23 protein-coding genes are annotated in these 22,721 nt (G+C 65.8%); 15 read left to right on the forward strand and 8 right to left on the reverse strand.

Annotation, left to right across the window (positions count from 1 at the left end; translation table 11 throughout):
* Nucleotides 1-90: 90 nt before the first annotated feature.
* Complete coding sequence (locus A9973_RS20775) at nucleotides 91-333, reverse strand: hypothetical protein (protein WP_183015557.1); 243 nt, start codon at nucleotides 331-333, stop codon at nucleotides 91-93.
* A 259-nt stretch (nucleotides 334-592) separates the two neighbouring features.
* On the opposite strand from A9973_RS20775, the gene A9973_RS20780 reads away from it, so the two are divergent.
* On the forward strand, nucleotides 593-2,698 hold the full coding sequence (locus A9973_RS20780; protein WP_183015558.1) for a PTS sugar transporter subunit IIC/EAL domain-containing protein: 2,106 nt from the start codon (nucleotides 593-595) through the stop codon (nucleotides 2,696-2,698).
* Here the strand turns inward: A9973_RS20780 and A9973_RS20785 are convergent.
* Both A9973_RS20785 and A9973_RS20790 read right to left on the reverse strand, forming a co-directional pair.
* Nucleotides 2,691-3,572 carry a prohibitin family protein gene (locus A9973_RS20785; protein ID WP_183015601.1) on the reverse strand — a complete coding sequence of 294 codons (882 nt, stop codon included), beginning with the start codon at nucleotides 3,570-3,572 and terminating at the stop codon, nucleotides 2,691-2,693. The two genes, A9973_RS20780 and A9973_RS20785, sit on opposite strands and share 8 nt — an antisense overlap.
* Before the next feature lie 326 nt (nucleotides 3,573-3,898).
* A complete protein-coding gene (locus A9973_RS20790) occupies nucleotides 3,899-4,546 on the reverse strand; it encodes a DUF4375 domain-containing protein (RefSeq protein WP_183015559.1) in 648 nt (215 codons plus the stop codon).
* Between the two features lie 211 nt (nucleotides 4,547-4,757).
* Here A9973_RS20790 and A9973_RS20795 point away from each other — a divergent pair, with 211 nt between their 5' ends.
* Together A9973_RS20795 and A9973_RS20800 are read left to right on the forward strand one after the other, a co-directional pair.
* Nucleotides 4,758-5,822, forward strand: coding sequence for a M4 family metallopeptidase (locus A9973_RS20795; protein ID WP_183015560.1), 1,065 nt, complete (start codon nucleotides 4,758-4,760; stop codon nucleotides 5,820-5,822).
* Nucleotides 5,819-6,139 carry a protealysin inhibitor emfourin gene (locus A9973_RS20800; protein WP_183015561.1) on the forward strand — a complete coding sequence of 107 codons (321 nt, stop codon included), beginning with the start codon at nucleotides 5,819-5,821 and terminating at the stop codon, nucleotides 6,137-6,139. The genes A9973_RS20795 and A9973_RS20800 overlap by 4 nt, the downstream gene beginning before the upstream one ends.
* A 25-nt stretch (nucleotides 6,140-6,164) precedes the next feature.
* Here the strand turns inward: A9973_RS20800 and A9973_RS20805 are convergent, their stop codons facing one another.
* Complete coding sequence (locus A9973_RS20805) at nucleotides 6,165-7,397, reverse strand: MFS transporter (RefSeq protein ID WP_255469249.1); 1,233 nt, start codon at nucleotides 7,395-7,397, stop codon at nucleotides 6,165-6,167.
* A gap of 146 nt (nucleotides 7,398-7,543) precedes the next feature.
* Here A9973_RS20805 and A9973_RS20810 point away from each other — a divergent pair, with 146 nt between their 5' ends.
* Nucleotides 7,544-8,347: a helix-turn-helix domain-containing protein gene (locus A9973_RS20810; protein ID WP_183015562.1), complete on the forward strand. Its 804-nt coding sequence runs from the start codon at nucleotides 7,544-7,546 to the stop codon at nucleotides 8,345-8,347.
* Between the two features lie 54 nt (nucleotides 8,348-8,401).
* Here the strand turns inward: A9973_RS20810 and tam are convergent, their stop codons facing one another.
* Both tam and A9973_RS20820 read right to left on the reverse strand, forming a co-directional pair.
* Complete coding sequence (gene tam / locus A9973_RS20815) at nucleotides 8,402-9,181, reverse strand: trans-aconitate 2-methyltransferase (protein WP_183015563.1); 780 nt, start codon at nucleotides 9,179-9,181, stop codon at nucleotides 8,402-8,404.
* 280 nt (nucleotides 9,182-9,461) lie between these two features.
* Entirely contained in the window at nucleotides 9,462-10,448 is a 987-nt protein-coding gene (locus A9973_RS20820; RefSeq protein ID WP_183015564.1) for a TerC family protein, read from the reverse strand.
* Between the two features lie 105 nt (nucleotides 10,449-10,553).
* Here A9973_RS20820 and A9973_RS20825 point away from each other — a divergent pair, with 105 nt between their 5' ends.
* The 3 genes from A9973_RS20825 (at nucleotide 10,554) to A9973_RS20835 (ending at nucleotide 12,600) form a co-directional block, all read left to right on the forward strand.
* A complete protein-coding gene (locus A9973_RS20825; protein WP_183015565.1) occupies nucleotides 10,554-11,447 on the forward strand; it encodes a LysR family transcriptional regulator in 894 nt (297 codons plus the stop codon).
* Between the two features lie 82 nt (nucleotides 11,448-11,529).
* Nucleotides 11,530-11,931 carry a hypothetical protein gene (locus tag A9973_RS20830; RefSeq protein ID WP_183015566.1) on the forward strand — a complete coding sequence of 134 codons (402 nt, stop codon included), beginning with the start codon at nucleotides 11,530-11,532 and terminating at the stop codon, nucleotides 11,929-11,931.
* A 51-nt stretch (nucleotides 11,932-11,982) separates the two neighbouring features.
* Nucleotides 11,983-12,600 (forward strand): hypothetical protein, encoded by a 618-nt coding sequence (locus tag A9973_RS20835; RefSeq protein ID WP_183015567.1) that lies wholly within the window; start codon nucleotides 11,983-11,985, stop codon nucleotides 12,598-12,600.
* Here the strand turns inward: A9973_RS20835 and A9973_RS20840 are convergent, their stop codons facing one another.
* Nucleotides 12,601-13,002 (reverse strand): hypothetical protein, encoded by a 402-nt coding sequence (locus A9973_RS20840; protein WP_183015568.1) that lies wholly within the window; start codon nucleotides 13,000-13,002, stop codon nucleotides 12,601-12,603.
* Nucleotides 13,003-13,172: 170 nt separating this feature from the next.
* Between A9973_RS20840 and A9973_RS20845 the strand changes: the two genes are divergently transcribed.
* The 3 genes from A9973_RS20845 to A9973_RS20855 are packed head-to-tail and all read left to right on the forward strand — an operon-like array spanning nucleotide 13,173 to nucleotide 16,189.
* The gene (locus A9973_RS20845; protein WP_183015569.1) at nucleotides 13,173-14,459 is read left to right on the forward strand and encodes an SH3 domain-containing protein; all 1,287 of its coding nucleotides are present in this window, start codon (nucleotides 13,173-13,175) and stop codon (nucleotides 14,457-14,459) included.
* 30 nt (nucleotides 14,460-14,489) lie between these two features.
* Entirely contained in the window at nucleotides 14,490-15,092 is a 603-nt protein-coding gene (locus tag A9973_RS20850; protein WP_370539518.1) for a YdcF family protein, read from the forward strand.
* Nucleotides 15,093-15,145: 53 nt separating this feature from the next.
* Nucleotides 15,146-16,189, forward strand: a complete 1,044-nt coding sequence (locus A9973_RS20855; protein WP_183015570.1) for a histone deacetylase family protein — start codon at nucleotides 15,146-15,148, stop codon at nucleotides 16,187-16,189.
* A gap of 19 nt (nucleotides 16,190-16,208) precedes the next feature.
* On the opposite strand, the gene A9973_RS20860 is transcribed toward A9973_RS20855, so the two are convergent.
* Nucleotides 16,209-17,543: an MFS transporter gene (locus tag A9973_RS20860; protein WP_183015571.1), complete on the reverse strand. Its 1,335-nt coding sequence runs from the start codon at nucleotides 17,541-17,543 to the stop codon at nucleotides 16,209-16,211.
* 132 nt (nucleotides 17,544-17,675) lie between these two features.
* Between A9973_RS20860 and cyoA the strand changes: the two genes are divergently transcribed.
* The 5 genes from cyoA (at nucleotide 17,676) to A9973_RS20885 (ending at nucleotide 22,636) form a co-directional block, all read left to right on the forward strand.
* Nucleotides 17,676-18,719 carry a ubiquinol oxidase subunit II gene (gene cyoA / locus A9973_RS20865; protein ID WP_183015572.1) on the forward strand — a complete coding sequence of 348 codons (1,044 nt, stop codon included), beginning with the start codon at nucleotides 17,676-17,678 and terminating at the stop codon, nucleotides 18,717-18,719.
* 81 nt (nucleotides 18,720-18,800) lie between these two features.
* Nucleotides 18,801-20,804, forward strand: coding sequence for a cytochrome o ubiquinol oxidase subunit I (cyoB, locus tag A9973_RS20870; protein ID WP_183015573.1), 2,004 nt, complete (start codon nucleotides 18,801-18,803; stop codon nucleotides 20,802-20,804).
* Nucleotides 20,797-21,438, forward strand: coding sequence for a cytochrome o ubiquinol oxidase subunit III (gene cyoC / locus A9973_RS20875; RefSeq protein WP_183015574.1), 642 nt, complete (start codon nucleotides 20,797-20,799; stop codon nucleotides 21,436-21,438). Before cyoB ends, cyoC begins: the two co-directional genes overlap by 8 nt.
* Nucleotides 21,435-21,857, forward strand: a complete 423-nt coding sequence (gene cyoD, locus A9973_RS20880) for a cytochrome o ubiquinol oxidase subunit IV (RefSeq protein WP_183015575.1) — start codon at nucleotides 21,435-21,437, stop codon at nucleotides 21,855-21,857. Before cyoC ends, cyoD begins: the two co-directional genes overlap by 4 nt.
* Nucleotides 21,857-22,636, forward strand: a complete 780-nt coding sequence (locus A9973_RS20885; RefSeq protein WP_183015576.1) for an SURF1 family protein — start codon at nucleotides 21,857-21,859, stop codon at nucleotides 22,634-22,636. Before cyoD ends, A9973_RS20885 begins: the two co-directional genes overlap by 1 nt.
* Nucleotides 22,637-22,721 lie beyond the last annotated feature (85 nt).

Here is a 22,721-nt window from a genome sequence, read left to right on the forward strand (position 1 = left end):
CGGCGGATGACGGCAAGGCTGCGAATTTTACAAATAATTCTCATTATCGCAACCACACCGTCGCGCGCCCGCCACATCGCGTGGGGTCCGCTAATAATCCATGGGGATATGGCTTTGCGCCGCCCGGATCTCCTGTATGTGGCGTTCGGCCTCTTCTTTCTCGGCGGCGGGCGGCAGGGGCCGCCAGCTCACCATATTGCCGGGTGTCTTCACCGGCATCCAACCCAGCACGCTGTACAGCGTGATGGCAGTGCGTCCCGTGTCGAACCGTGTTTCGTAATAGCCCTGCCGATCCGGCGCGGTATCGCCGGACGTCCAATCCAACTGAGACATCCATGTCTCCTTATTGAAACTTATTGGCCGGTGCGCCTGCCCCGCGAAACGGGCGAGCAACCGCTTGATCGTATAGCGCCCCATCAAGCCTGTACTGCCACCTTGCACCTGCTTTGCAATTGTTGACAGAGGGGAATCCCTAGGATTCCTCGGCATATCGATTGCTAAACCGGGAAAACAAGGACTAGGATGTGGCAAAACATTCTTACAAACACGGGAGCGGAATTATTCGCTTGCTGGGACTCCTGGGCAGACCGCCATGCCGAAATCGACGTCGCTGCGCTACCCGAAAGACCGGCTGGCCGCGCTAGCGACCGCCAGCTCCTTGCGCGCCATCCGGGAAGGCCTGCTGTGGACCTTGCCCTGCCTGCTGGTCACCGCGCTGTTCCTGGTCTTGTCCGTCGTCGCCCGCCAGCTGGGCTTGCCTGTCGCCATCGTCGAACTGCTGACCGGGGTCCACGACAAGCTGACCGGCATCATGCCGATCCTTGTCGGCGCCTCCATCGGCTACATGCTGTCGTTCCGCCATCATGTGCCCCACCTGCCCACCGCGTTCCTGTGCCTGTCGTACGTGGTGATCGCCGAAGGCCTGATGGCGCCCTACCCCTTGGCGGCCGCCACCCTGGTGCTCTTCATCGCGATCATCTCGCCCTTGCTGACGGTGCCGTTGATGGCGTGGCTGCACCGGCAGCGCTGGACGTGGCTGGCGCCCGACGGGCTGCTCAGTGAAAACGTCCGCGACACGCTGAACATGGTGGTGCCCGGCCTGCTGACGGCGGGCTTGGTCGTGCTGGTGCTGTCCGCCGCGCTGAGCATTCCGGGCGTCGCGCAATTCAACATCCCGCTGGACCTGGCTTCGCTGAACAGCCCCTTCACATCGGGCGTACTGACCGCCGGACTGGACTCCCTGCTGTGGTTCTTCGGTATACACGGGTACCACGCGATGGCGCCCGTCATGAGCGTGATGGACCAAGCCACCCAGCTGAACGCCGTCAGCCACGCCGCCGGCTACGAGGGCATGTATGCGTTGAACGGCACCCTGCTTGGCGCCTTCGTCTTCATCGGCGGGTCCGGCGCCACGATGTCGCTGGTAGTCGCCATCCTGATGTTCTCGCGCAGCGAACCGCTGCGGGTGCTGGCGCTGGCCAGCCTGCCCGTGGCGCTCTTGAACGTGAATGAAATCCTGCTGTTCGGGCTGCCCCTGATCCTGAACCCGCGCCTGCTTGTCCCGTTCATCCTGGCGCCGGTGGCCAACGTCGTCATCGCGCTGGCCGTGGTGCACCTGGGCTGGCTGCCTTCCGCCGCGACAGCGCTGCCCCTGACCTCGCCCGTCTTGTTCAACGCCTACATCGCCGCCGGCGACAGCCTGGGCGGGGTGGTGCTGCAGCTTGCGCTGGTCGGCATCGGCATCTGCCTGTATGCGCCGTTCATCCTGGCGCAGGAACGCAAGCGCCACGAGAGCGCGGCCGTCTACTTCAAATCGATGGACACGACCTTTCTCCGGCTGCAGGAGGAATCGCTGCTGTACGGGCAGGACCCCATCGTGAAGACCTACACCGACCGCGCGCGCCGGGTCACCGAAAACGCCCGTATCCGCGCGATCAGCCAATACGATTTCTATCTGCAATTCCAGCCCCAGGTGTCGCTGCGCAGCGGCTTGTGCACCGGCTGCGAGGCCCTGCTGCGCGCCACCGGCCCGGAGGGCACGCAACAGGCGCCCGTGGAATTCCTGCGATGGCTTGCAGAGGCCGATCTGATGCGCGAGGTGGACCTATGGGTGGCCAAGCAGGCGGTGCTGCAATGCCTGCAATGGCGCAAATGCGATTTCATGCTGCCGATGACCATCAACATCACGCCCGGCACGCTGACATCCGAGGTCTATCTTGAGAAGCTGATCAAAGTGCTGGCGCAAGCCGGCGGACAGATTTCGGTGGAATTGACGGAGGACGCGCTGGTGGAAGACGCCCAGGCGCTGCACACCGCGTTCGATCGCCTGCATGCGATCGGCGCCCGGGTGTACATCGACGACTTCGGCACCGGCTATTCCGCCCTGAGCTACCTGCACCAATTCCAGATCGACGCCGTCAAGATCGACCGCAGCTTCGTCGTCGCGCAAGACTCCGACCGCGGCGCCCTCGTCATGAGCGGGCTGCTGCGCTTCTGCGAGGCATTGAACCTGCAGATCATCGTGGAGGGAGTGGAAACGGACCAGCAGCTGATGGCGCTGGCATCCCCCGCCGAAATCATCGTGCAGGGGTGGTACTACAGCAAGGCGTTGTCAGGCGAGAGCCTGATGGACTTCACGCGCCAGCGACAGGCGGCCCCGCCCATGCCGGCGCAGCCCTGCCCTTCGACGCCTACTTGATGCCGATGAACGGCAACGCGGCGCCCGGCACCTGCGTGGACGGCAGCACGCCATCCCACTTCTCGACCGCGTTCAGGCTCACCAGGTTGGTGTTGGCGGCCAGCGCCTCGGCCTTGGCGCGGATCGACGCCGCTTCGGCGTCGCCGCGCATGCGGATACCATCGGCTTCGGCGGTGAACTGCTGACGGCGCGCATCGGCTTCGGCCTTGGCCTTGACCACCTGGATCTCGGCGTTGATCATCGCCGTTTCCTTCTGCTGGCGCGTCGTTTCGATCTGCACCTGGGCCAGCATGCGCTGCTCGATGGAATGTTCATAGGCTTGCGAGAAGCCCACTTCTTCGATCTGCACGCCCACCACCTGCACCGGCGCGCCTTCCATCGTCTTCAACACGGCGTTGTTCACGTCCAGGCCCAGCTTCTGGCGTTCCTGGATGGCGCGCACGGCGGTGTATTGGCCGAACACGTTCTTCACGGCGTCCGGCGTCTTGCGTTCCAGCACGCGCATCTGCAGATTGCCGATGGTGCCGTATTCGGAGTACAGCTCGGCCACGTGCTCGGGCGGCACGCGGTACGTGACCGACACGCGCAGGTGCGCCGGCTGCTGGTCGTAGCTGTAGGCCTCCAGCTTCTCGAACACGAACGTGTGGTCGCGCACCGACACCGTCATCACGTTGTCGATGAACGGCGTCTTGAAATCCAGGCCCGGCTCGGACACGCGCACCAGCTTGCCGTTGCGCAGCACGACGCCGCGTTCGCCCTGGTCCACCTGGAACCACGAACCGAACGCCAGGAACAGGATCAGCAAGAACAGAATGCCTGCGCCAAGGGCGAGCTTGATGCTGCGCGGCTTGACCGCGCCGATCGTCTTGACCATCTGGATATCTGTCGGCTTCACTTGGAGTCCCTATCTGTTTTTGAACGTTTACGGTCCGAGAGCACGGCCGCGATGCCGCGGGCCAGCAAGTAGGCGACTACTGCGGCACCAACCAAGATCAGGAAATACCTCATCGAGCGTCCCCCCCCGGGAAAGAAGCATCGGATTCTATCCCGAGGCGGGGACGGATGGTCCCCCGCAACGGGCACGAGTGTTGCCAGACTTTGCAGAACGTTGCCGAGCATACCGCCACTGCCGGATTTGACCGTTCATCCGCATGAAAAGCGGCCCGGAAAGTGCCAGGCGGCAGCGTGGACGCCCGACGCTTAAGGCTGGATCTTCACGCCGTAATGCTGCAATCCCAGCCGCGCCAGTTGATCGGGATAGTCCCAGAACGCGTGGTCCAGCGTCTCCATCTCTTCTTGCTCCGCCTCGGTCATGGCGCCGTAGATGTCGTTCAGTTCAACCACTTCAGGCGATGCCTCGAAGCGGTCGATCAGCCCGCGCATGCGCGACAGCACGGCCAGCATGTGCGTAGCGCCCGCCTTGCGCAGGGCCTGCAAGGCCAACTGGCAGGTCGGGTCGCCCCAATTGCACAGGAACTGCATGAAGCCGCCATTGTTGATGTCGGCCTCCATGCGCCATAGCGCCACCAGTTCCTGGTCGGCCAGCGGCAGGCGGTCCAGCTGCCATTCGGCTGCGGCCAGCGCCGCCATCGCCTGTTCGTAGCGCTGGTCCCACAGCAAGTCCAGCACATTCAGCATGCCTTCGGCCGACGGCGCAAGCAGCGCGGGCCAGACCACGCCAAAGCCGTCATCCACCAACTGCCACTGCCCGCGCTGCGCGGGCGTCGCGTTCTCCAGCCGGATATGGCGCTTGATCGGCTCGGACAGCGTGTGGCCACTGGCCAGCGTCAACAGCAGATGCGTGTCGGTCAACGCGATGGATTGGATGCGGTAAGGAGTCAGTGACATGTCAAAGGCGGCGGGTGAATGGCGGCGGATCAATGGCGGAAAACCGGGACCGCGCAACCTTACCGGGCCAACGCATCCCTGTCGAGCCGCCGCCGCGTAGGCCGTGCTCGCAACAGGCCGCACACTGTTACGTCCGCAAGCCAAGGCCATCTGCTACCGTAGTCCTGCCTGCTCCGCGCCACTGGCCCGGCTTCCACGACAGAGACCGACCATGCCACGTCCTTCCGAGTCCACCCCCTTGATCGGCGTGATTCCGCCCTATGTGCTGGACCGTCTGGCGCAGCATGCCGACGCCCGCGTCAGCATGCCCGCCGTCAAGACGCTGATCATCGACCAGCAACAACGCGGCCTGCGCGAAATGGCCGGACAGCCGCCGCGCGCCACGCTGGCCCCGGCGCGCCACCCCGCGCGCCCCGGCACGCCGCAACGGGCAGTGCACGACGCCGACAACACCACGACCCTGCCAGGCACGCTGGCGCGCGCCGAAGGCCGGCCAGCCAGCGGCGATGCCGCGGTGGACGAAGCCTATGCGCATCTGGGCGCCACATACAAGCTGTTCTGGGACATCTACAAGCGCCACTCCATCGACGGCCACGGCCTGCCGCTGGTCGGCACCGTGCACTACGGCGAAGACTATGACAACGCCTTCTGGAACGGCGCGCAGATGGTGTTCGGCGACGGCGACGGCGAAGTCTTCAACCGCTTCACGATCGCGGTGGACATCATCGGCCATGAACTGACCCATGGCGTCATCGATACTGAAGCCGGCCTGCTCTACCAGGGCCAGTCCGGCGCGCTGAACGAGTCCCTGTGCGACGTCTTCGGCGCGCTGGTCAAGCAATACGCGCTGGGCCAGACGGCCCGGCAGGCGGACTGGCTGGTGGGCGCAGGCCTGTTCACCGAAAAGGTCAGCGCCCGCGCACTGCGCTCCATGGCGGAACCCGGCAGCGCCTATGACGACCCGCTGCTGGGCAAGGATCCCCAGCCCGCGCACATGCGCGACTACGCCGATACCCCACGCGACAACGGCGGGGTGCACATCAATTCCGGCATCCCCAACCGCGCCTTCTTCCTGGCCGCCACCACGCTGGACGGCCCGGCGTGGAAAGGCGCGGGCCAGGTCTGGTACGACACATTGTGCGACAAGCGCCTGCGCCACGATGCCGACTTCAAGGCCTTTGCCGCGCTGACGCTGACGGTTGCCGCCGAACGCTCGGGCGCGGCCGTGCAGAAGGCCATCGCGCAGGCCTGGGCCGCCGTGGGAGTCCTGTCATGATCGAGCTGCCTCCGCTGGACCTTGTGCTGCTGGTGCGGCTAAGCCGCGAAGGCGGCCTGGCCTACTTGCCCGGCCTGTCGCAACCCCGCAGCATCAACCTGTCGACCTGCCCGCCCGGCGTGCGCCAGGACGTCTGCGACGCGCTGGAACGCGCCGCGCCGATGGCCGTGCCCGAATGCGCGCAAACGGGCGGCGACCAGCGCTACTTCCACATCGAAATGGTGATGGACCGGGACGACCAGACGGCCGTCAGTTTCGACGTGCCGGAAGCCGATGCGCCCGACACGCTGGTGCGCCTGTGGAAAGCCCACGCCTGACCGGCGCGACGCCCCGGGGCCACAGTCATTGCGCCGCCGGCGCGGCGCGCGCCGCATGCTCGCGGAATCCGCCTATCTGCATCGCGCGGCCGGCATACAGGCCAATGACCGCCATCGCCACGCATAGCGCGGCGCAGGCGCCCAGCGCCACGCTCCAGCTGCCCAGGCGGTCATGCAGCGCCCCCACCACGGCCGGGCCGGTCGCCGCGAACAGATAGCCCACGCACTGCGCCATGCCGGACAACGCCGCGGCCTGCTGCGCATGGCTGGCCCGCAAGCCTACGAATGCCAGGCCAAGGATGATGCCGCCGCCCGTGCCCAGGCCCAGCAGTACGATCCAGAGCGTGGCCCAGGCCGGGGCCGCGATCAACCCGGCCAGGGCGACGAACGACGCCGCCGCCGAGCAGAACGCCGCGCCGCGCTGGTCCTTCAACCGTCGCACCACCGGCGCCAGGAACAAGGCGGGCCCGGCCGACATCAGTTGCAGCAGCCCGTGCAGCGAGCCGGCGCGCTGCGCCGAATAGCCCGCATCTTGCAAGATGGCGGGCAGCCAGCTGACGGCGACGTAGAACACGAAGGAATTGATACCCAGGTAAAGCGTCACCTGCCAGGCCAGCGGCGAACGCCACAGTCGGCCGCCATGCGGCGCATGCGCGGTCGTCGCGGCCGGCGCGGTGTGATTGGCCAGCTGCGGCAGCCAAAGCAGCACGCTGACAGCGGGCAGCGCCAACAGGCAAAGCGTTGAAAAGCGCCAACCGCCCGCCGACAATCCGGCCAGCGGGATCGCGATGGCCGAGGCCACGCCGGCGGCGATGCTCATCGTCAGCACGTAGGCGGATGTCAGGCCCGCCACCCGCTGCGGAAAATCGCGCTTGACCAGGCTGGGCAGCAGCACGTTGCCGATCGCGATGCCCGAGCCGATGATCGCCGTGCCCGCATACAGCCCCCAAGCCGCGCCCTGCGTGCGCGCGACGATGCCGAACGCGATCAGCAGCAGCGCGCCGAACAGCGTGCGCTCCAGCCCGAAGCGGCGTGCCAGCCCCGCCGCGAACAGCGACACCACCGCGAACGCCAGCAACGGCAAGGTGATCAGCATGCCGGCGGCGGTCGACGACAAGCCCAGTTGTTCGCGGATCATGCCGATCAGCGGCGCCACGCCGGTCACGGGCGCACGCAAGGCCATGGCGATGCAAAGCATGCCCGCGATCAGCAACATCGGGCGGCTGTCGGGGCGGGAGCGGGAAGGAAGGTAAGTCATGGCGGCAATCGGTGGAATCCAAAGCAAACGCGGAAAAAACCGCATTTCAGAGGCCATAGCTTACGCACGGAGCGCTTTACCGAATTTCGAGACAATGACAAACTATCCTTAAAATCTGCCAACCCGCCCCGCTCGGCGTCACCGCCATGCATCACGCCCATTCCCCGCCGCCCGCCTTCGATCCCAACGCCGCCGCGCAGTGGACCTTCGCCATGCCTGTCCATGCGGCGGAGCAGGACAGCGAATCGCCCACCCATGATCACCCCATGGGCCAATTGGTGCTGTCGCTACGCGGGGGAGTGACCTGCTCGGTCCCCCAAGGGCTGTGGATGGTGCCGCCGCGATGCGGGGTGTGGATTCCAGGCGGCGTGCCGCACAGCAACCGCGTCACGGCCAACGGACGCGTCTGCTTTCTGTTCGTCCCGGCCGGCACGCCCGGACTGCCTTCGGCCTGCTGCACCCTGGCGATCTCGCCTTTGGTGCGGGAACTGATCGTGCACCTGGCCGACTTGCCACCCTCGGACACGACCACCGCCGCCAACCGCAAGTTGGCGGATGTGCTGGTGGAGCAGCTGTCGCGCATGCCGACTGAGCATCTGCACCTGCCGCTCTCCGACCACCCCCGCCTGCGCCAGATCGCCAGCGCCCTGGACGCAGATCCCGCCGACCGCAGCACGGTCGCGCAATGGGGCAAGCGCGTCGCCATGAGCGAACGCACGCTGGCGCGCCTGGTGCAGCAGGAAGTCGGCATGAGCTTCGGCCGCTGGCGCCAGCAACTGCACATCATCCTGGCCCTGCAGCGCTTGTCTGCGGGCGTGTCCGTGCAGCGCACCGCCGAAGACCTGGGCTACGAATCGGTCAGCGCGTTCATCACCATGTTCAAGAAGACGCTGGGCAAGACGCCCGCCCGCTACTTCGCGGACAAGTCGGACGGGCAGGCGCCTGCCTGAGGCTGCGCGTACGCGCCTAGCAGCGGTAGGTCAGCGTCGCCATGACGGCGCGTGTCAGGCCGCTTTCGGCCCCGCCACGATGAACAGGCGCGGGAACGGCAGCAGCACGGTGCCGTCGGCAAGCGCCGGATAGGCCTCGGCGATCAGCGCCTGGTAACGCGCCAGGAAACTTGCCTGTTCAGCCGCGTCCAGCTTGTCCAGATACGGGCGCAACGCCGTGCCCTTGAACCATTCCACCACCGCGGCGGCACCCGCCAAGGGATGGTGATAGGTCGTGCGCCACACGTCCAGCACGCCGCAATGCGGCTTCAACAGCTCGTAGTACCAGGCGGCGCTATAGCGCGGCGGATGCTTCACGCCGCCGGTCTTCGCTGCCCACGGCGCTTCGCCGGCCACCTGACGGGCCAGGCGGTGCGCGGGCTCTTCCATGTTGTCGGGCGTCTGCACCGCCAGGATCCCGCCCGCCGTCAGCTTGCCGACCAGACGGGGGTACAGCGTGGCGTGGTCGGGCACCCACTGCAGCGCCGCGTTCGCCAGGATCACGTCGTACTGCCGGGGCGGATCCCAGGTGGCGATGTCGGCCAGTTCGAAGTCCAGCGCGGGCAGGCGCTTGCGGGCGGCCTGCACCATGTCTTCCGAACTGTCCATGCCGGTGACCTGCGCATCGGGATAGCGGTTGGCCAGCACCTCGGTGGAATTGCCCGGGCCGCAGCCCAGGTCCACGGCCAGGCCGACGGACGGGTTGGGCAAGGCGGCCACCAGGTCGCGCACCGGCCGGGTGCGTTCATTTTCAAATGCGGAGTACTGCTTGGCGGACCAACTGTTGTTGCTCATGACGGCTCCTTGCCGGACGGCTTGTGTACGGTTGGACTCTACGCCTGGCGTATCCATATTACAAATATAGAAACAGGCGGGTAGCCATATCTCATGAATATGATCAGCCAAGGCAGCCCATCGCAGAATGCGCGGTCCACTCCATTGCCTGCCGCAAGCCGCCCCCGCGGAGGCGGCGCTCGCCATCGCCGGCTTTCTTGCCCGCACCGCTTCCGGTTGACGAAAAAAAACCCGCCGGGGCCAGCCGGCGGGTTTTTCACTGCGTCGATGCGTTGACGGCTTACTGCGTCTTCAATTCGGCCGACCGGGTTTTCCACAGCGAGAACAGCACGCCGCCCAGGATCAGGCTGAACGTCACGCCCAGCGACAGTGCGGCAGGCACCTTGCCGATGAAGCCGACCAGGAAGATCTTCGTGCCGATGAACACCAGGACCAGCGCCAACGCGTACTTCAGGTAGTGGAAACGGTGGATCATCGCCGCCAGCGCGAAGTACAGCGCACGCAGGCCCAGGATGGCGAAGATGTTGCTGGTGTAGACGATGAACGGGTCGGTCGTGATGGCGAAGATCGCCGGCACGGAGTCCACCGCGAACACCAGGTCCACGAATTCGATCAGCACCAGGGCCAGCAGCAGCGGCGTCGCGAAACGCACCTTCTTCGACGTGGCCGGATCCGTCTCGGTCACCACGAACGCATTGCCGCGCAGGCCTTCCGTGACACGCATGTGGCGCTTCAGGAACTTCAGGATCGGATTGGTGGCGATGTCCGGCGTCTGGTCGGCGATCATCCACATCTTGATGCCCGTGAAGACCAGGAACGCACCGAACAGGTACAGCAGCCAGCCGAAGTTGCTGACCAGCGCGGCGCCCAGGCCGATCATGATGGCGCGCAGCACGATCACGCCCAGGATGCCCCAGAACAGCACGCGATGTTGATACTGGCGCGGAATCGCGAAGAAGCTGAAAATCAACGCAATCACGAAGACGTTGTCCATCGACAGCGACTTTTCGATCATGAAGCCGGTGTAGTAGGCCATGCCGCTGGCGGCGCCCAGCTGCCACCAGACCCAGGCGCCGAACAGCAGCGCGGCGCTGATGTAGCCGGCGGACAGCAGCAGGCTTTCACGCACGCCGATTTCGCGGTCATCCTTGTGCAGCACGCCCAGGTCGAAGACCAGCAAACTGATGACGATGCCGATGAATAGCAGCCAACTCCAGGTCGGTGTCCCCAGAAAATCGGCCATGAAGAAGGTGATCAAAGTGTCCATGAATGCCCCGCTGTGTTCGAAGGTGCCCATCATCCGGATCCTGACCAAACGGAGAAATCAGCCTGAAAGTGAGTTAAGGTTCGAAAAAACCGAAGTGAGTCAGACATGCTGAACTACCGCCACCTGTACTATTTCTGGATGGTCGCCAAGGAAGGCGGCTTTTCCCGCGCCGCCGAAAGGCTGGACATGGCCATCCAGACCATCAGCGCCCAAGTGCGCGAACTTGAGAAGAACCTGGGTCACCAGTTGCTCAAGCCCGCCGGCCGGGGCGTGACGCTGACCGACGCCGGCAAAGCGGCGTTCGCCCGGGCCGAAGAGATCTTCCAGATCGGCCACGTGCTGCCCCAGGAAGTGCGCGCCGCCGCCACCAAACCCGTCATCCGGCTGTCCGTGGGCTTGTCCGACGGCATCTCCAAGCTGGCCGCGCACGCCCTGCTGGGACCGGTGCTGGACACCCCGGACCTGCGCCTGACCTGCCACGAAGGCGAGGTCGAAGAGCTGCTGGGCGAACTGGCCCAGCACCACCTGGACCTGGTGCTGGCCGGCCAGGGCGCGCCCGCCAACCCCAACCTGCGCCTGACCAGCGACCGCCTGGTGTCCTCGCCCGTGGACTGGTACGGCCCCGCGCGGCTGGTGCGCAAGGCCGACACGCTGGACTTTCCCCGCTGCCTGGAACGGCTGCCCGTGCTGCTGCCCACGGGCCATTCTGTGCTGCGCCAGACGCTGGACCGCTGGTTCAGCGAGCAAGGCGTGTTTCCCAACGTGGTGGGCGAATTCGAAGACAGCGCGCTGATGTCGGTGTTTGCCGCCCGGGGCCTGGGCGTTTTCCCGCTCAGCCGGCTGGGCGGCGACGACATCGGGCTGCTGCGCGGCTTGCGTCCCCTGGCCCGCCGCGACGACGTGCATGAAGAGATCCACGCCATCCGCAACCGCCGCGGCCAGCACCATCCGCTGGTCCAGGCGGTGCTGGCACATTCCAAGACTTCGGTTTTTTCTTAATGTTTGTCACATCAGCGCTGGTTTTTCAGAAATAGAATCGGCTCTATCCTGGTCGTTCTTTTGAAATCGGAGTACCTCTGTAATGAAAAAATTCATCTGGCTCGCTTTTGCCGTGCTTGCCGCACTCTGGACCGGGCTGGTGGCGCTGACCTTGCAATTGACCGACTGGGTCCTGGCGACCATCGCCACCGCCCAGGTGCCGGGAGCCGCACTGGACACCTCGCAATGGGTCGCGCCCGCCTGGGCCGCCGGGTGGGTCGACCCCGCCTGGCTGCAGTCGCTGCAAGGGGGCCTGGTCTGGGCCGCTCAGGGCCTGAACCAGATCCTGCCCGTGGCCGGCAGCCTGGGCACGGTCATTTCGGTGCTGGGCTGGATTGTCTGGGGATTCGTCATCGTCGGCCTGCTGGTCTTGGCGCTGATCCTGAACTGGCTCGCGGGCAAGCGCCAGCAGGCGGCCGAGGCGTCGGGACGCCAAGTGGTGTAATAAGGCTGGCAACGCGCCACCCGGCACGCTGCCTCCCACCAGGAGCGTGCCGTGCCCACCCGATCTGTCCCTGCCCTGACCCTGACCTTGGCGGCCCTGCTGTCCGCAGGCCCCATGGCGCCCGCGCAGGCAACCCCCAACCCCTCCGGCGTGGACGTCTGCACGGTGACGGGCACGTCGGGGCAATACAGCGTGCGCGTGCGCAACACGGGCACGACGCCGCTTGCGCGCGTCGACGTCACCGGCGTCCGGCTGGATGCCGGCGGCCAGGCGACGGACAACCTGACCGTCAGCCTGACGGACATTCCCCCCGGCAAGTACAAGACGGCCATCCTGGCGCGCTATGAAGAATCGGCCGCGCTGGACAGCATCGTGACCTACACCGCCGTCGACGGCGCGGAAACACCGCAGCAGGAACTGTTCGCGGGTAAGGTCGCGCACGTATCGCCCGGTTCCGCCATGCAGTACACGCTGGCGCCGCTGGCCGTGCGCGGCTGGACGGTGGCCTACGGCTCGGCGACGTCGCTCAAGCTGGCGGCGGGCAGCGCGGTCCTGCTGTCCTACCCCGTGCGCAGCGGCAAGAAGCCCGCGACCCGGCCGGAAGCCGGCCGCACGCCGTCCGCCGTCGTGCCCCTTACGCCCTGCCCCGAACCCGGCAAGCCGTCCTGATCAGGTGCCGCTCAGCAGATCGCGCTCGTTCAGCAGCGCATAGACGATTTCAGGGGTGTTGTCGAAGCCGCGCCGAATGGCGGCGGGCAACGCGGTGCGCGTCTTGCGGCACAGGCCCGGCGCCTCTTCCAGCTGAATCGAAATACCGCGCGACGTGCGCACCTCGTTGTCGCTGGGCGTGATCACGATCACGATGCCCAGCTGCGCCTGAATACGGCCTTGCATGGCCCGCAGGTCATCCAGGCTGCGAATGTTCTCCAGCCGCGCGACCAGGCGCTTCTCTTCTTCTTTCGTCAGCCGCAGGATGCGGAGATCCGCCGACGGATCGGCCAGCAGCCGGTCGCGGTCGCACATGCAGGCGCCCGGCGGACATTCTTGACGGATGGGAAACGAAGAGTTCATGGGGCAGTGGCGGAACGGCGGCCGGGCGCGAACCGTCAACAATACGCGTCGTTCAATTCTACTCAGGATGACGGACCGCCCGCCGCGGCGCACTGCTCGTTTTCCCGCAATCCGCTGAGGTATATTGCCCCACTCGATTCGAAGCTTGGGGGAAGCGCGTGAAACAGCACGTGAAACGGATACTGCTTGCGGGCGTGTTGGCGACGCTGGCGGCGCAAGGCGCGGGCGTTCATGCGCAAGCCGCCCCGCGCGACTTCCCCTACCCCATCAAGGCCGGCCTGTCGGCGATCGTGAAGATCAGCGGCGGCGACGACCAGCGCGCAACCGTACGCGTCGGCAACGGCCCCGAGCAACTGTTGGGCAGCTTCGACAACGACGCCATCGACCAGATGGAATCCGTGGACATCGACCACGACGGCTACCGCGACCTGGTGCTGGGACAAAGCGGCGGCAGCACGCAGCTCATCGCCCGCCTGTTCCTGTACCGGCCCGCCAGCGGCGCCTTTCAGGAAATCCGGCACCCCGACCCCGCGAGCCCCTGCCGAGGCTTCATCAACCCGGTGATCGACGACAAGCAGGCCCTGATCCGCGTAGGCTGCCGCTACGGCGCCGCCAGCAATGGCACCGAAGAATATGTGCTGCGGCCCGACGGCACGGCGCACGCCACGACCTGGACCACCCAGGCGCAGTTCGGCCTGGAAAACGAACCAGCCGAACTGACCTACCGGTTCCGCGAAGACGGCGCCATCGCGCGCATCGACATCGAAGGCGAAGGATCGCCGCTGGAAGGCGGCACCGTGCCGGTCGGCAAGCTGGACCTCTACGACACGCCCGACGTCAACGACCGGCCCGCGATGACCGCCGCCGAAGGCGAGCACCTGGACGTGGTGGCGCTGCGCCCGCGCGACTGGCTGCAAGTGCGCTACACCAGCAAGACGGCCGGCGAGGTCCTGAAATGGATACGCTACGGCGACCTGCGCGTGGACAAGCATCAGCTTGCGGTGCCGGCGCCGCAAGGCGGCCTGGCGTTGGAGCTTGCCGACACCCTGGCCGATTGGAATGGAGAAGACGGCGGCCTCTTCATGCTCAGCGTGGCCAACACCGGCGACGCCCCAGCCGCCCTCAAGGCGCCGCGCGTGTGGCTGCTGCTGACCAGCGCACAAGGCGACCGCATCGTGCATCCGCTGTATCAGCGCGACGGCGACACGCTGCACCCGGCCAACCCGCTGGGCTTTGCCCGCGACCCGGTAGTCTGGGCCCCGGACGAAGACGGCAAGCCGGCCTATCTGGTGAACGACAACGGCTACGGCAGCGTCCCGTTCCTGCCGGCGCTGGCCCCCGGCAAGTACCGTGCGGCCGCCGTCTTGACCGACCCGGGCAATCTTGCCCAGCCGATCGTCTCGAACGACATCGGGTTCGACTACCCGTTGCCCAAACGGCCGCCCGCCGCGCAATAAGCGCAGCCCCTTTTTCCGAAGACGCCCCGCGTGCCGCCTGCTACCCGCCCGGTCCGATACCGTCCGGCCCGCCGCCTGCCCCTCCTGCTGTTCGCCGTGCCGCTGGCCGCCTTGCTGCTGGCCGCTGCCGCGCTGACGGCCACGGGGCTGCTGGCCAGCGCCCACCCCGCCGACGTGGCCGTCGTGCTGGGCAACACCGTGCAGGCCGACGGCAAGCCTTCGCCCCGGCTCGCCGCCCGCCTGGACCGCGCCTACGATTGCTATGCGGCGTCGCAATGCCGCGTCCTGTTCGTCAGCGGCGGCGTGGACCCGGCCGGCGCCGACGAGGCGGCCACGATGCGCGACTACCTGCTGGCGCGCGGCGTGCCCGGCGACCGCATCGTGACCGACAGCGCGGGCGTCGACACTTGGGCCACCGCCCGCCATGCCAGCGCCTATATGCACGAACACGGCTATACCCACGCGCTGGCTGTCACGCAGTATTTCCACGTGCCGCGCACGATGCTGGCCCTGCGCCGCCAGGGCGTGCCGGAAGTCGGCGGCGGCTATCCGCGCTTCGCCGAATGGCGCGACGCGTACTCCATTTTCCGCGAGCTGCCCGCCATGGCGTGGTATGCGTTCCGGCCGCTATAGTGGCGCTCGTGCCGTCAAACAGAATGCGTTGAACAACCCAAGGACCCGACGCCGTGCAGATCTTCCACAACCCCGTCCATGACAAGCATGCTGGCCGCCAGGAGATGTTCCGCGGCAAGCTGGTCCCCTGCCACGAAACGCCGGCAAGGCTGGAATACGTGCTGGACGCGCTGCGCCAACGCGGCATCGGCGATCTGCTTGCCCCTGGCGCGCCCGACCTGGCTCTGATCAAGCGCGTGCATGCCCCGCGGTACGTGGACTTCCTGGCCAGCGCCTGGCAAGACTGGGTGGCACTGGATCCGGCCAACGCGGACATCGACATCCTGCCTTCGGTCTGGCCGGTACGCGGCTTCCGCCACGATATCGAGCCCACCAACTTCGCCGCGCGCGTCGGCCTGTTCTCGTTCGATAGCGGCTGCCCGCTGACGGCCGGCACCTGGGAAGCGGCCACGGCCGGCGCGGCCTGCGCCATCGATGCCGCGCGTGCCGTGTCCGCGCCTGGCGGCCCGCGCGCCGCCATGGCCCTGACGCGGCCGCCCGGCCACCACGCCGGCGCCGATTTCTTCGGCGGCTACTGCTTCCTGAACAACGCCGCGCTGGCCGCGCAAGCCCTGCGCGAGGCGGGCGCGCAGCGCGTGGCCATCCTTGACGTGGACTATCACCACGGCAACGGCACGCAAAGCATCTTCTATGCTCGCGGCGACGTGTTGACGGTGTCGATCCATGGCGACCCCACGACCGAATACCCGTTCTTCCTGGGCTATGCCGATGAACTTGGCGAAGGCGCGGGCCTGGGCGCCAACCTGAACCTGCCGCTGGCCGCCGGCACCGGATTTTCCGCATGGACCGCCGCGCTGGAACAAGGCGTCGCCGCCATCCGCGCGTTCAAGGCCGACGCCGTCGTCATTGCGCTAGGCGTCGATACCTTTGAAGGCGACCCGATCTCGAAGTTCAAGCTGAAAAGCGCCGACTACCTGCAAGTCGGCCGCCATCTGGCCAGCCTGGGCCTGCCCGCGGTCTTCACGATGGAAGGCGGCTATGCCGTGGCCGATGTGGGGACCAACGTGGCGAACGTGCTGCAAGGCTTCGGCGGCTGAGCGCCCTGGCCTTGGCGCTTCAGTCGCGCGTTTCCAGCACCTTGTTGATGCGCAGCGCCACCAAGGTGCACGCCGCTCCCGACAGCAGATAGACGCTGACGGCCACCAGCCCGAAGCGCGCCGACAACCCCAACGCGACCAGCGGCGCGAAGGCCGCGCCGATCAGCCACGCCATATCGGACGTGAGCGCCGCGCCCGTGTAGCGGAAACGGCGCGTGAAGTTGGCGGTGACCGTGCCCGACGCCTGTCCATACGACAGGCCCAGCAGCGCGAAGCCCACCAGGATGAACGCGTCCTGCCCCATCGGGCCGCCGCCCAGCAGCCAGGGCGTGAACAACGCGAACACGGCGATCAGCACGGCCAGCAGACCCAGCGTGGTGCGCCGGCCGATGCGGTCGGCCAGCCAGCCCGACATCACCGTTCCCAGGATGCCGATCACCGCGCCGATGATCTGCACGATCAGCACGTCCGAGATCTGTTGCGTGGCGCTGACGGCGATCCATGACAACGGGAACACCGTCACCAGGTGGAACAGCGCATAGCTGGCCAGCGCCGCGAAGGCGCCGATGAACAGGTTGTAGCCTTGCGAGCGCACCATCTCGGCGATGCTGATGGGTTCCAGTTCGCCCTCTTCCAGCAACTGCGTGTATTCCTCGGTGACGACCAGGCGCAGCCGCGCGAATAGCGCCACCACGTTGATGGCAAAAGCGACGAAGAACGGATAGCGCCAGCCCCATTCTAGGAAGTCGGCCTGGGTCAGCGTGACGTGCAGGTACAGGAACAGCGCGCTGGCCACCATGAAGCCGACGGGCGCGCCCAACTGGCCCATCATCGAATACCAGCCGCGGCGGTTGGGCGGCGCGTTCAGCGCCAGCAGCGACGGCAGCCCGTCCCATGACCCGCCGAACGCCAGCCCCTGCAGGCAGCGGAACACCGCCAGCAGCGTGATGGCGTGCGCGCCGATGGTGTTGTAGCTGGGCAGGAACGCCATGCCCACCGTGGCCGTTCCCAGCAGGAACAGCGCGACCGTCAACTTTGTGGCGCGCCCCCAACGCCGCTGGATCGCCATCGACAACGCGGTGCCGATGGGACGCATGATGAACGCGAAAGAGAAGATGACGAAGGCCCAGAGCGTGCCTTCCAGCTGCGGTTCGAAGGGGAAGAAGACCTTCGGAAAAACCAGTACGCAGGCGATGCCGAACACGAAGAAATCGAAGTATTCGGAGGCGCGTCCCACCACCACGCCGACGGCGATTTCACCAGGGGCCACCTTGGCATGGCTGGCCCCGCCGGCCGTCGCCCCGGGACCGGGAACGGAAGGGGCCTGACCGGGATATTGCGTGGTGGTCGACATGGGTTTGCTCACTGTAGGAGGTCCGGAATACGCCACTGCCTTGCACACTTTTGTTCTTTTTACCCTAGATTTTTCGCGGCTTCCAGCGTAGTGTTGCGTTTACCTCCCACGGTTACGTTTCGAGGTATGGCTATGCCGTCCTTCACCAGGCTCCGCGGATTGATCCTGATTGCCGCCCTGCCATTGCTCGCCGGATGCAATGCGGTGCTGCTGTCGCCATCAGGCGATGTGGCGCTTCAACAGCGTAATCTGATCATCATCTCCACCGGCTTGATGCTGCTGATCATCGTGCCGGTGATCTTCCTGACTTTCCTGTTCGCATGGCGCTATCGGGCCAGCAACAAAGAGGCCCACTACGACCCGGAATGGAACCACTCCACGATGCTGGAGCTTCTGATCTGGGCCGCGCCGCTGCTGATCATCATCGCCCTGGGCGCACTGACCTGGGTCAGCACCCATCAACTGGATCCCTACCGGCCGCTTGCGCGCTTGTCCGAAGGACGCGAGGTCCCGGCGGGCACCAAGCCGCTTGTCGTCGAAGTGGTGGCGCTGGACTGGAAATGGCTGTTCCTGTATCCCGAGCAAGGCATCGCCACGGTCAATGAGCTGGCCGCGCCGGTCGACCGCCCCATCCAGTTCAAGATCACGTCGTCCACCGTGATGAACTCCTTCTTCGTGCCGGCGCTGGCCGGCCAGATCTACGCCATGCCCGGCATGCAGACCACGCTGCACGCGGTGATCAACCACCCCGGCGAATACGAAGGCCTGTCCGCCAACTACAGCGGATCGGGCTTCTCGGGCATGCGCTTCAAGTTCCATGGCCTGGACCAGCAGGGCTTCGACAAGTGGGTGGCCGACGCCCGCGCGTCCACCGGCAAGCTCACCCGCGACGTCTACCTGAAGCTTGAACAACCCAGTGAACGCAACCCGGTCCAGCACTACGCCTCGGTCGCGCCCGGCCTGTTCGACGCCATCGTGAACCGTTGCGTCGAAGGCAACCGCATGTGCATGAAAGATGCGATGGCCATCGACTCGCAAGGCGGCATGGGCATCCCGGGCGCGCTCAACATCACTACGCTGGACACGGAAACGCGCGAGCGCCTGGGCCTGACCGGCACGCCGCCGCGCAAGTATGTAGGCGCCATGTGCACGTCCACCGAAGGGCTCGTGCTGTAGCGGCTTGCCGCAAGTCCGTCGCGACACGGGCCGGCCGATGCAGGGGCTTCATGAAATTGTGGTCTTTACGCTGGAATCGAGATGCCTGATCAACCTGACCTCATCAAGCTGATCTTCGGTCGACTGACCTGGGACGCCATCCCCTTTCACGAACCCATCCTGCTTGCCACGTTCTTCATGGTGGCAGTGGGCGGCATCGTCGTGCTGGGCTCCATCACCTACTACAAGAAATGGGGCTACCTGTGGCACGAATGGTTCACCAGCATCGACCACAAGAAGATCGGGATCATGTATGTGATCCTGGGCATCGTGATGCTGCTGCGGGGCTTCGCCGACGCCATCATGATGCGCTTGCAGCAGGCGGTGGCCTTCGGCGATTCGGCCGGCTACCTGCCCCCGCACCACTATGACCAGATCTTCACCGCGCATGGCGTGATCATGATCTTTTTCGTGGCCATGCCGCTGGTCACGGGGCTGATGAACTACATCGTGCCGCTGCAGATCGGCGCGCGCGACGTGGCCTTCCCCTTCCTGAACAACTTCAGCTTCTGGATGACGACGGGCGGCGTGATACTGGTGATGATGTCGCTGTTCGTCGGCGAATTCGCGCGCACGGGCTGGCTGGCGTACCCCCCCTTATCGGGGATCATGCAGAGTCCGGACGTGGGGGTCGACTACTACATATGGGCCTTGCAGATAGCGGGGGTGGGAACCCTGCTATCCGGCGTCAACCTGCTGGTCACCATCGTCAAGATGCGCGCGCCCGGCATGACCATGATGCGCATGCCCATCTTCACCTGGACCGCGCTGTGCACCAACGTGCTGATCGTGGCCGCCTTCCCCGTGCTGACCGCCGTGCTGGCCCTGCTGTCCATGGACCGCTACGTCGGCACCAACTTCTTCACGGCCGACTTCGGCGGCAACGCCATGATGTACGTGAACCTGATCTGGATCTGGGGCCACCCCGAGGTCTATATCCTGATCCTGCCCGCCTTCGGCATTTTCTCGGAAGTGGTGTCCACCTTCTGCAGCAAGCGCCTGTTCGGCTATGCGTCCATGGTGTACGCCACCGTCGTGATCACGGTGCTGTCGTACCTGGTCTGGCTGCATCACTTCTTCACCATGGGGTCCGGCGCCAGCGTGAACTCGTTCTTCGGGATCACGACAATGATCATCTCGATCCCGACCGGCGCGAAGATCTTCAACTGGCTGTTCACCATGTACCGCGGCCGCATCCGCTTCGAAGTGCCGATGCTGTGGACGATGGGCTTCATGGTCACCTTCGTGATCGGCGGCATGACGGGCGTGCTGCTGGCGGTTCCCCCCGCCGACTTCGCGCTGCACAACAGCCTGTTCCTGATCGCCCACTTCCACAACGTCATCATCGGCGGCGTGCTGTTCGGGCTGATGGCCGGCATCACGTACTGGTTCCCCAAGGCGTTCGGCTACAAGCTCGACCCGTTCTGGGGCAAGTGCTCGTTCTGGTTCTGGCTGGTGGGCTTCTACGTGGCGTTCATGCCGCTGTACGTGCTGGGGCTGATGGGCGTGACGCGGCGCGTGAACCACTTCGAAGACATGTCGCTGCAGATCTGGTTCCAGGTGGCGGCCTTCGGCGCGCTGCTGATCGCCTGCGGCATCGCCAGCTTCATCATCCAGCTGGTGGTCAGCTACCGCCGGCGCGACCAGTTGCGCGACGACTCCGGCGACCCCTGGAACGGCCGCACGCTGGAATGGTCCACGTCGTCGCCCCCGCCCAACTACAACTTCGCGTTCACGCCGCGCGTGCATGACCTGGACGCCTGGTGGCAGATGAAGCAGCACGGCTACGAACGGCCGCAACAGGGCTTCATCCCCATCCACATGCCGAAGAACACCTGGGCGGGCATCGTACTGGCGGCGATCAGTGTAGTGATGGGCTTTGCGCTGATCTGGCACATGTGGCCGCTGGCCGTGCTGTCGTTCGCGGCGCTGATCCTGGTGTCCATCATCCATACCTTCAACTACAAGCGCGACTACTACGTGCCGGCCGACGAGGTCGTGCGCGAAGAAGACGCCCGTACAAGGTTGCTCGCGAAACATGTCTGATACCCTGGCCCCCACCCTGCCCGGCGGCACTGCGCCGCCCCCGGAGCCCGTGTTCTACGTCGCGGGCGAACACCATCCCAAGAACGGCACCCTGCTGGGGTTCTGGGTCTACCTGATGAGCGACTGCCTCATCTTCGCCTGCCTGTTCGCGACCTACGGCGTGCTGGGCCGCAATTACGCGGCGGGCCCGTCGGGCGCCGACCTGTTCGACCTGCCGCTGGTGGCGGTCAACACGTCCCTGCTGCTGCTGTCGTCCATCACCTACGGCTTCGCCATGCTGGAGATGCGGCGCAACCGCATCGGCGCGACCCAGTTGTGGCTGGCGGTCACCGGCATCCTCGGCCTGGGCTTCCTGTCGCTGGAACTGTATGAATTCGCGCACCTGATCCACCAGGGCGCCGGCCCCCAGCGCAGCGCCTTCCTGTCGTCGTTCTTCACGCTGGTCGGCACGCACGGGCTGCACGTCACGTTCGGCATCGTCTGGCTGGTGACGATGATGATCCAGGTGCAGATGCACGGACTGATCCCTGAAAACCGGCGCCGCCTGATGTGCTTGTCGATGTTCTGGCACTTCCTGGACCTGATCTGGGTCGGCGTGTTCACCTTCGTGTACTTGATGGGAGTGCTGCCATGAGCTCGCACATGGACAACCTGGCCGATCACGGGCATGGCGGCCACGGCCACGGCGGCGGCCACGACCACCACGACGACGATGACGGCGCCGGCCACGGCACGCTCAAGAGCTACTTCACGGGCTTCGTGCTGGCGGCCATCCTGACCGCCATCCCGTTCTGGCTGGTAATGGACCGCGTCTTCGCCAATTCGCGAACGACCGCGCTGGTGATCCTGGCCTTCGCCGTCGTGCAGATCGTGGTCCACATCGTGTACTTCCTGCACATGGACGCCAAGTCCGAAAGCGGGTGGAACATGTTGGCGTTAATATTCACGCTGGTGCTGGTCGTAATCACGCTCAGCGGGTCAATCTGGATCATGTATCACTTGAACTCCAATATGATGCCCATGTCCACTCACGACATGCGGAATATGCCCTGATGGCAGCAGTAAAAGACACTCATACCGGCGACACCCCCCGTAGTCCGCGCAGCAAAACCACCCTGGTCATCCTGGGCGTGGTTGCTGTCGCGCTGTTCGCGGGCCTGTGCGCCCTGGGCACCTGGCAGGTCCACCGGCTGGCCTGGAAACGCGACCTGATCGCGCAAGTCAATCAGCGGGCGCACGCGCCGACCACGCCGGCCCCCGGCAAGCGCGATTGGCAGGCCCTGAGCTTCAACAATGCCGAGTACCGTCACGTGGCCGCCTCCGGCACGTTCCAGTACGACCGCCAGACGCTGGTGCAAGCCGCCACCGACCTGGGCAGCGGCTACTGGGTCATGACCCCGCTGCAATTGGCCGACGGCGGCACCGTGCTGGTCAACCGCGGCTTTGTGCTGCCGGAATGGCGCAAGAACGCGGCCGCGTCCACGCAAGCGCCGGCCGAGGGCAGCGTCACGGGCCTGTTGCGCATGGGCGAACCCGGCAGCGGTTTCCTGCGCAACAACGATCCGGCGGCCAACCTCTGGTATTCGCGCGACCTGCCGGCCATCGCCACTGCGCGCGGCCTGACCGACGTGGCGCCGTACTTCATCGACGCCGACGCGGCGTCCAGCCCGAACCGGGATCCCGCGAAAGCGCCCGTCGGCGGCCTGACAGTGCTGAGCTTCCCGAACAACCACCTCGTCTACGCCATCACCTGGTATGCGCTGGCGCTGATGATCGTCGTCGGCGTGGTGATCTTCGTGCGCGAAGAGAAAAAGGCGCGCGGCAAGGCCTGACGCCCTGGCCTCGTCCCGTAAAAAAAGCTCCCTCGGGAGCTTTTTTTGTCACGGGATAGTTGGCCACGGGCGATCTGGCCACCCG

Origin of the sequence: Achromobacter sp. UMC46 (genome assembly GCF_014170335.1) — a bacterium.
Lineage (GTDB): Bacteria > Pseudomonadota > Gammaproteobacteria > Burkholderiales > Burkholderiaceae_B > Achromobacter.

Bases quoted from the DNA above. Each gene is read 5' to 3' on its own strand.
- A9973_RS20775 (WP_183015557.1), bottom strand. From the start codon at position 333: ATGTCTCAGTTGGATTGGACGTCCGGCGATACCGCGCCGGATCGGCAG.
- A9973_RS20780 (WP_183015558.1), top strand. From the start codon at position 593: ATGCCGAAATCGACGTCGCTGCGCTACCCGAAAGACCGGCTGGCCGCG.
- A9973_RS20785 (WP_183015601.1), bottom strand. From the start codon at position 3,572: ATGGTCAAGACGATCGGCGCGGTCAAGCCGCGCAGCATCAAGCTCGCC.
- A9973_RS20790 (WP_183015559.1), bottom strand. From the start codon at position 4,546: ATGTCACTGACTCCTTACCGCATCCAATCCATCGCGTTGACCGACACG.
- A9973_RS20795 (WP_183015560.1), top strand. From the start codon at position 4,758: ATGCCACGTCCTTCCGAGTCCACCCCCTTGATCGGCGTGATTCCGCCC.
- A9973_RS20800 (WP_183015561.1), top strand. From the start codon at position 5,819: ATGATCGAGCTGCCTCCGCTGGACCTTGTGCTGCTGGTGCGGCTAAGC.
- A9973_RS20805 (WP_255469249.1), bottom strand. From the start codon at position 7,397: ATGACTTACCTTCCTTCCCGCTCCCGCCCCGACAGCCGCCCGATGTTG.
- A9973_RS20810 (WP_183015562.1), top strand. From the start codon at position 7,544: ATGCATCACGCCCATTCCCCGCCGCCCGCCTTCGATCCCAACGCCGCC.
- tam (WP_183015563.1), bottom strand. From the start codon at position 9,181: ATGAGCAACAACAGTTGGTCCGCCAAGCAGTACTCCGCATTTGAAAAT.
- A9973_RS20820 (WP_183015564.1), bottom strand. From the start codon at position 10,448: ATGGACACTTTGATCACCTTCTTCATGGCCGATTTTCTGGGGACACCG.
- A9973_RS20825 (WP_183015565.1), top strand. From the start codon at position 10,554: ATGCTGAACTACCGCCACCTGTACTATTTCTGGATGGTCGCCAAGGAA.
- A9973_RS20830 (WP_183015566.1), top strand. From the start codon at position 11,530: ATGAAAAAATTCATCTGGCTCGCTTTTGCCGTGCTTGCCGCACTCTGG.
- A9973_RS20840 (WP_183015568.1), bottom strand. From the start codon at position 13,002: ATGAACTCTTCGTTTCCCATCCGTCAAGAATGTCCGCCGGGCGCCTGC.
- A9973_RS20860 (WP_183015571.1), bottom strand. From the start codon at position 17,543: ATGTCGACCACCACGCAATATCCCGGTCAGGCCCCTTCCGTTCCCGGT.
- cyoA (WP_183015572.1), top strand. From the start codon at position 17,676: ATGCCGTCCTTCACCAGGCTCCGCGGATTGATCCTGATTGCCGCCCTG.
- cyoB (WP_183015573.1), top strand. From the start codon at position 18,801: ATGCCTGATCAACCTGACCTCATCAAGCTGATCTTCGGTCGACTGACC.
- cyoC (WP_183015574.1), top strand. From the start codon at position 20,797: ATGTCTGATACCCTGGCCCCCACCCTGCCCGGCGGCACTGCGCCGCCC.
- cyoD (WP_183015575.1), top strand. From the start codon at position 21,435: ATGAGCTCGCACATGGACAACCTGGCCGATCACGGGCATGGCGGCCAC.
- A9973_RS20885 (WP_183015576.1), top strand. From the start codon at position 21,857: ATGGCAGCAGTAAAAGACACTCATACCGGCGACACCCCCCGTAGTCCG.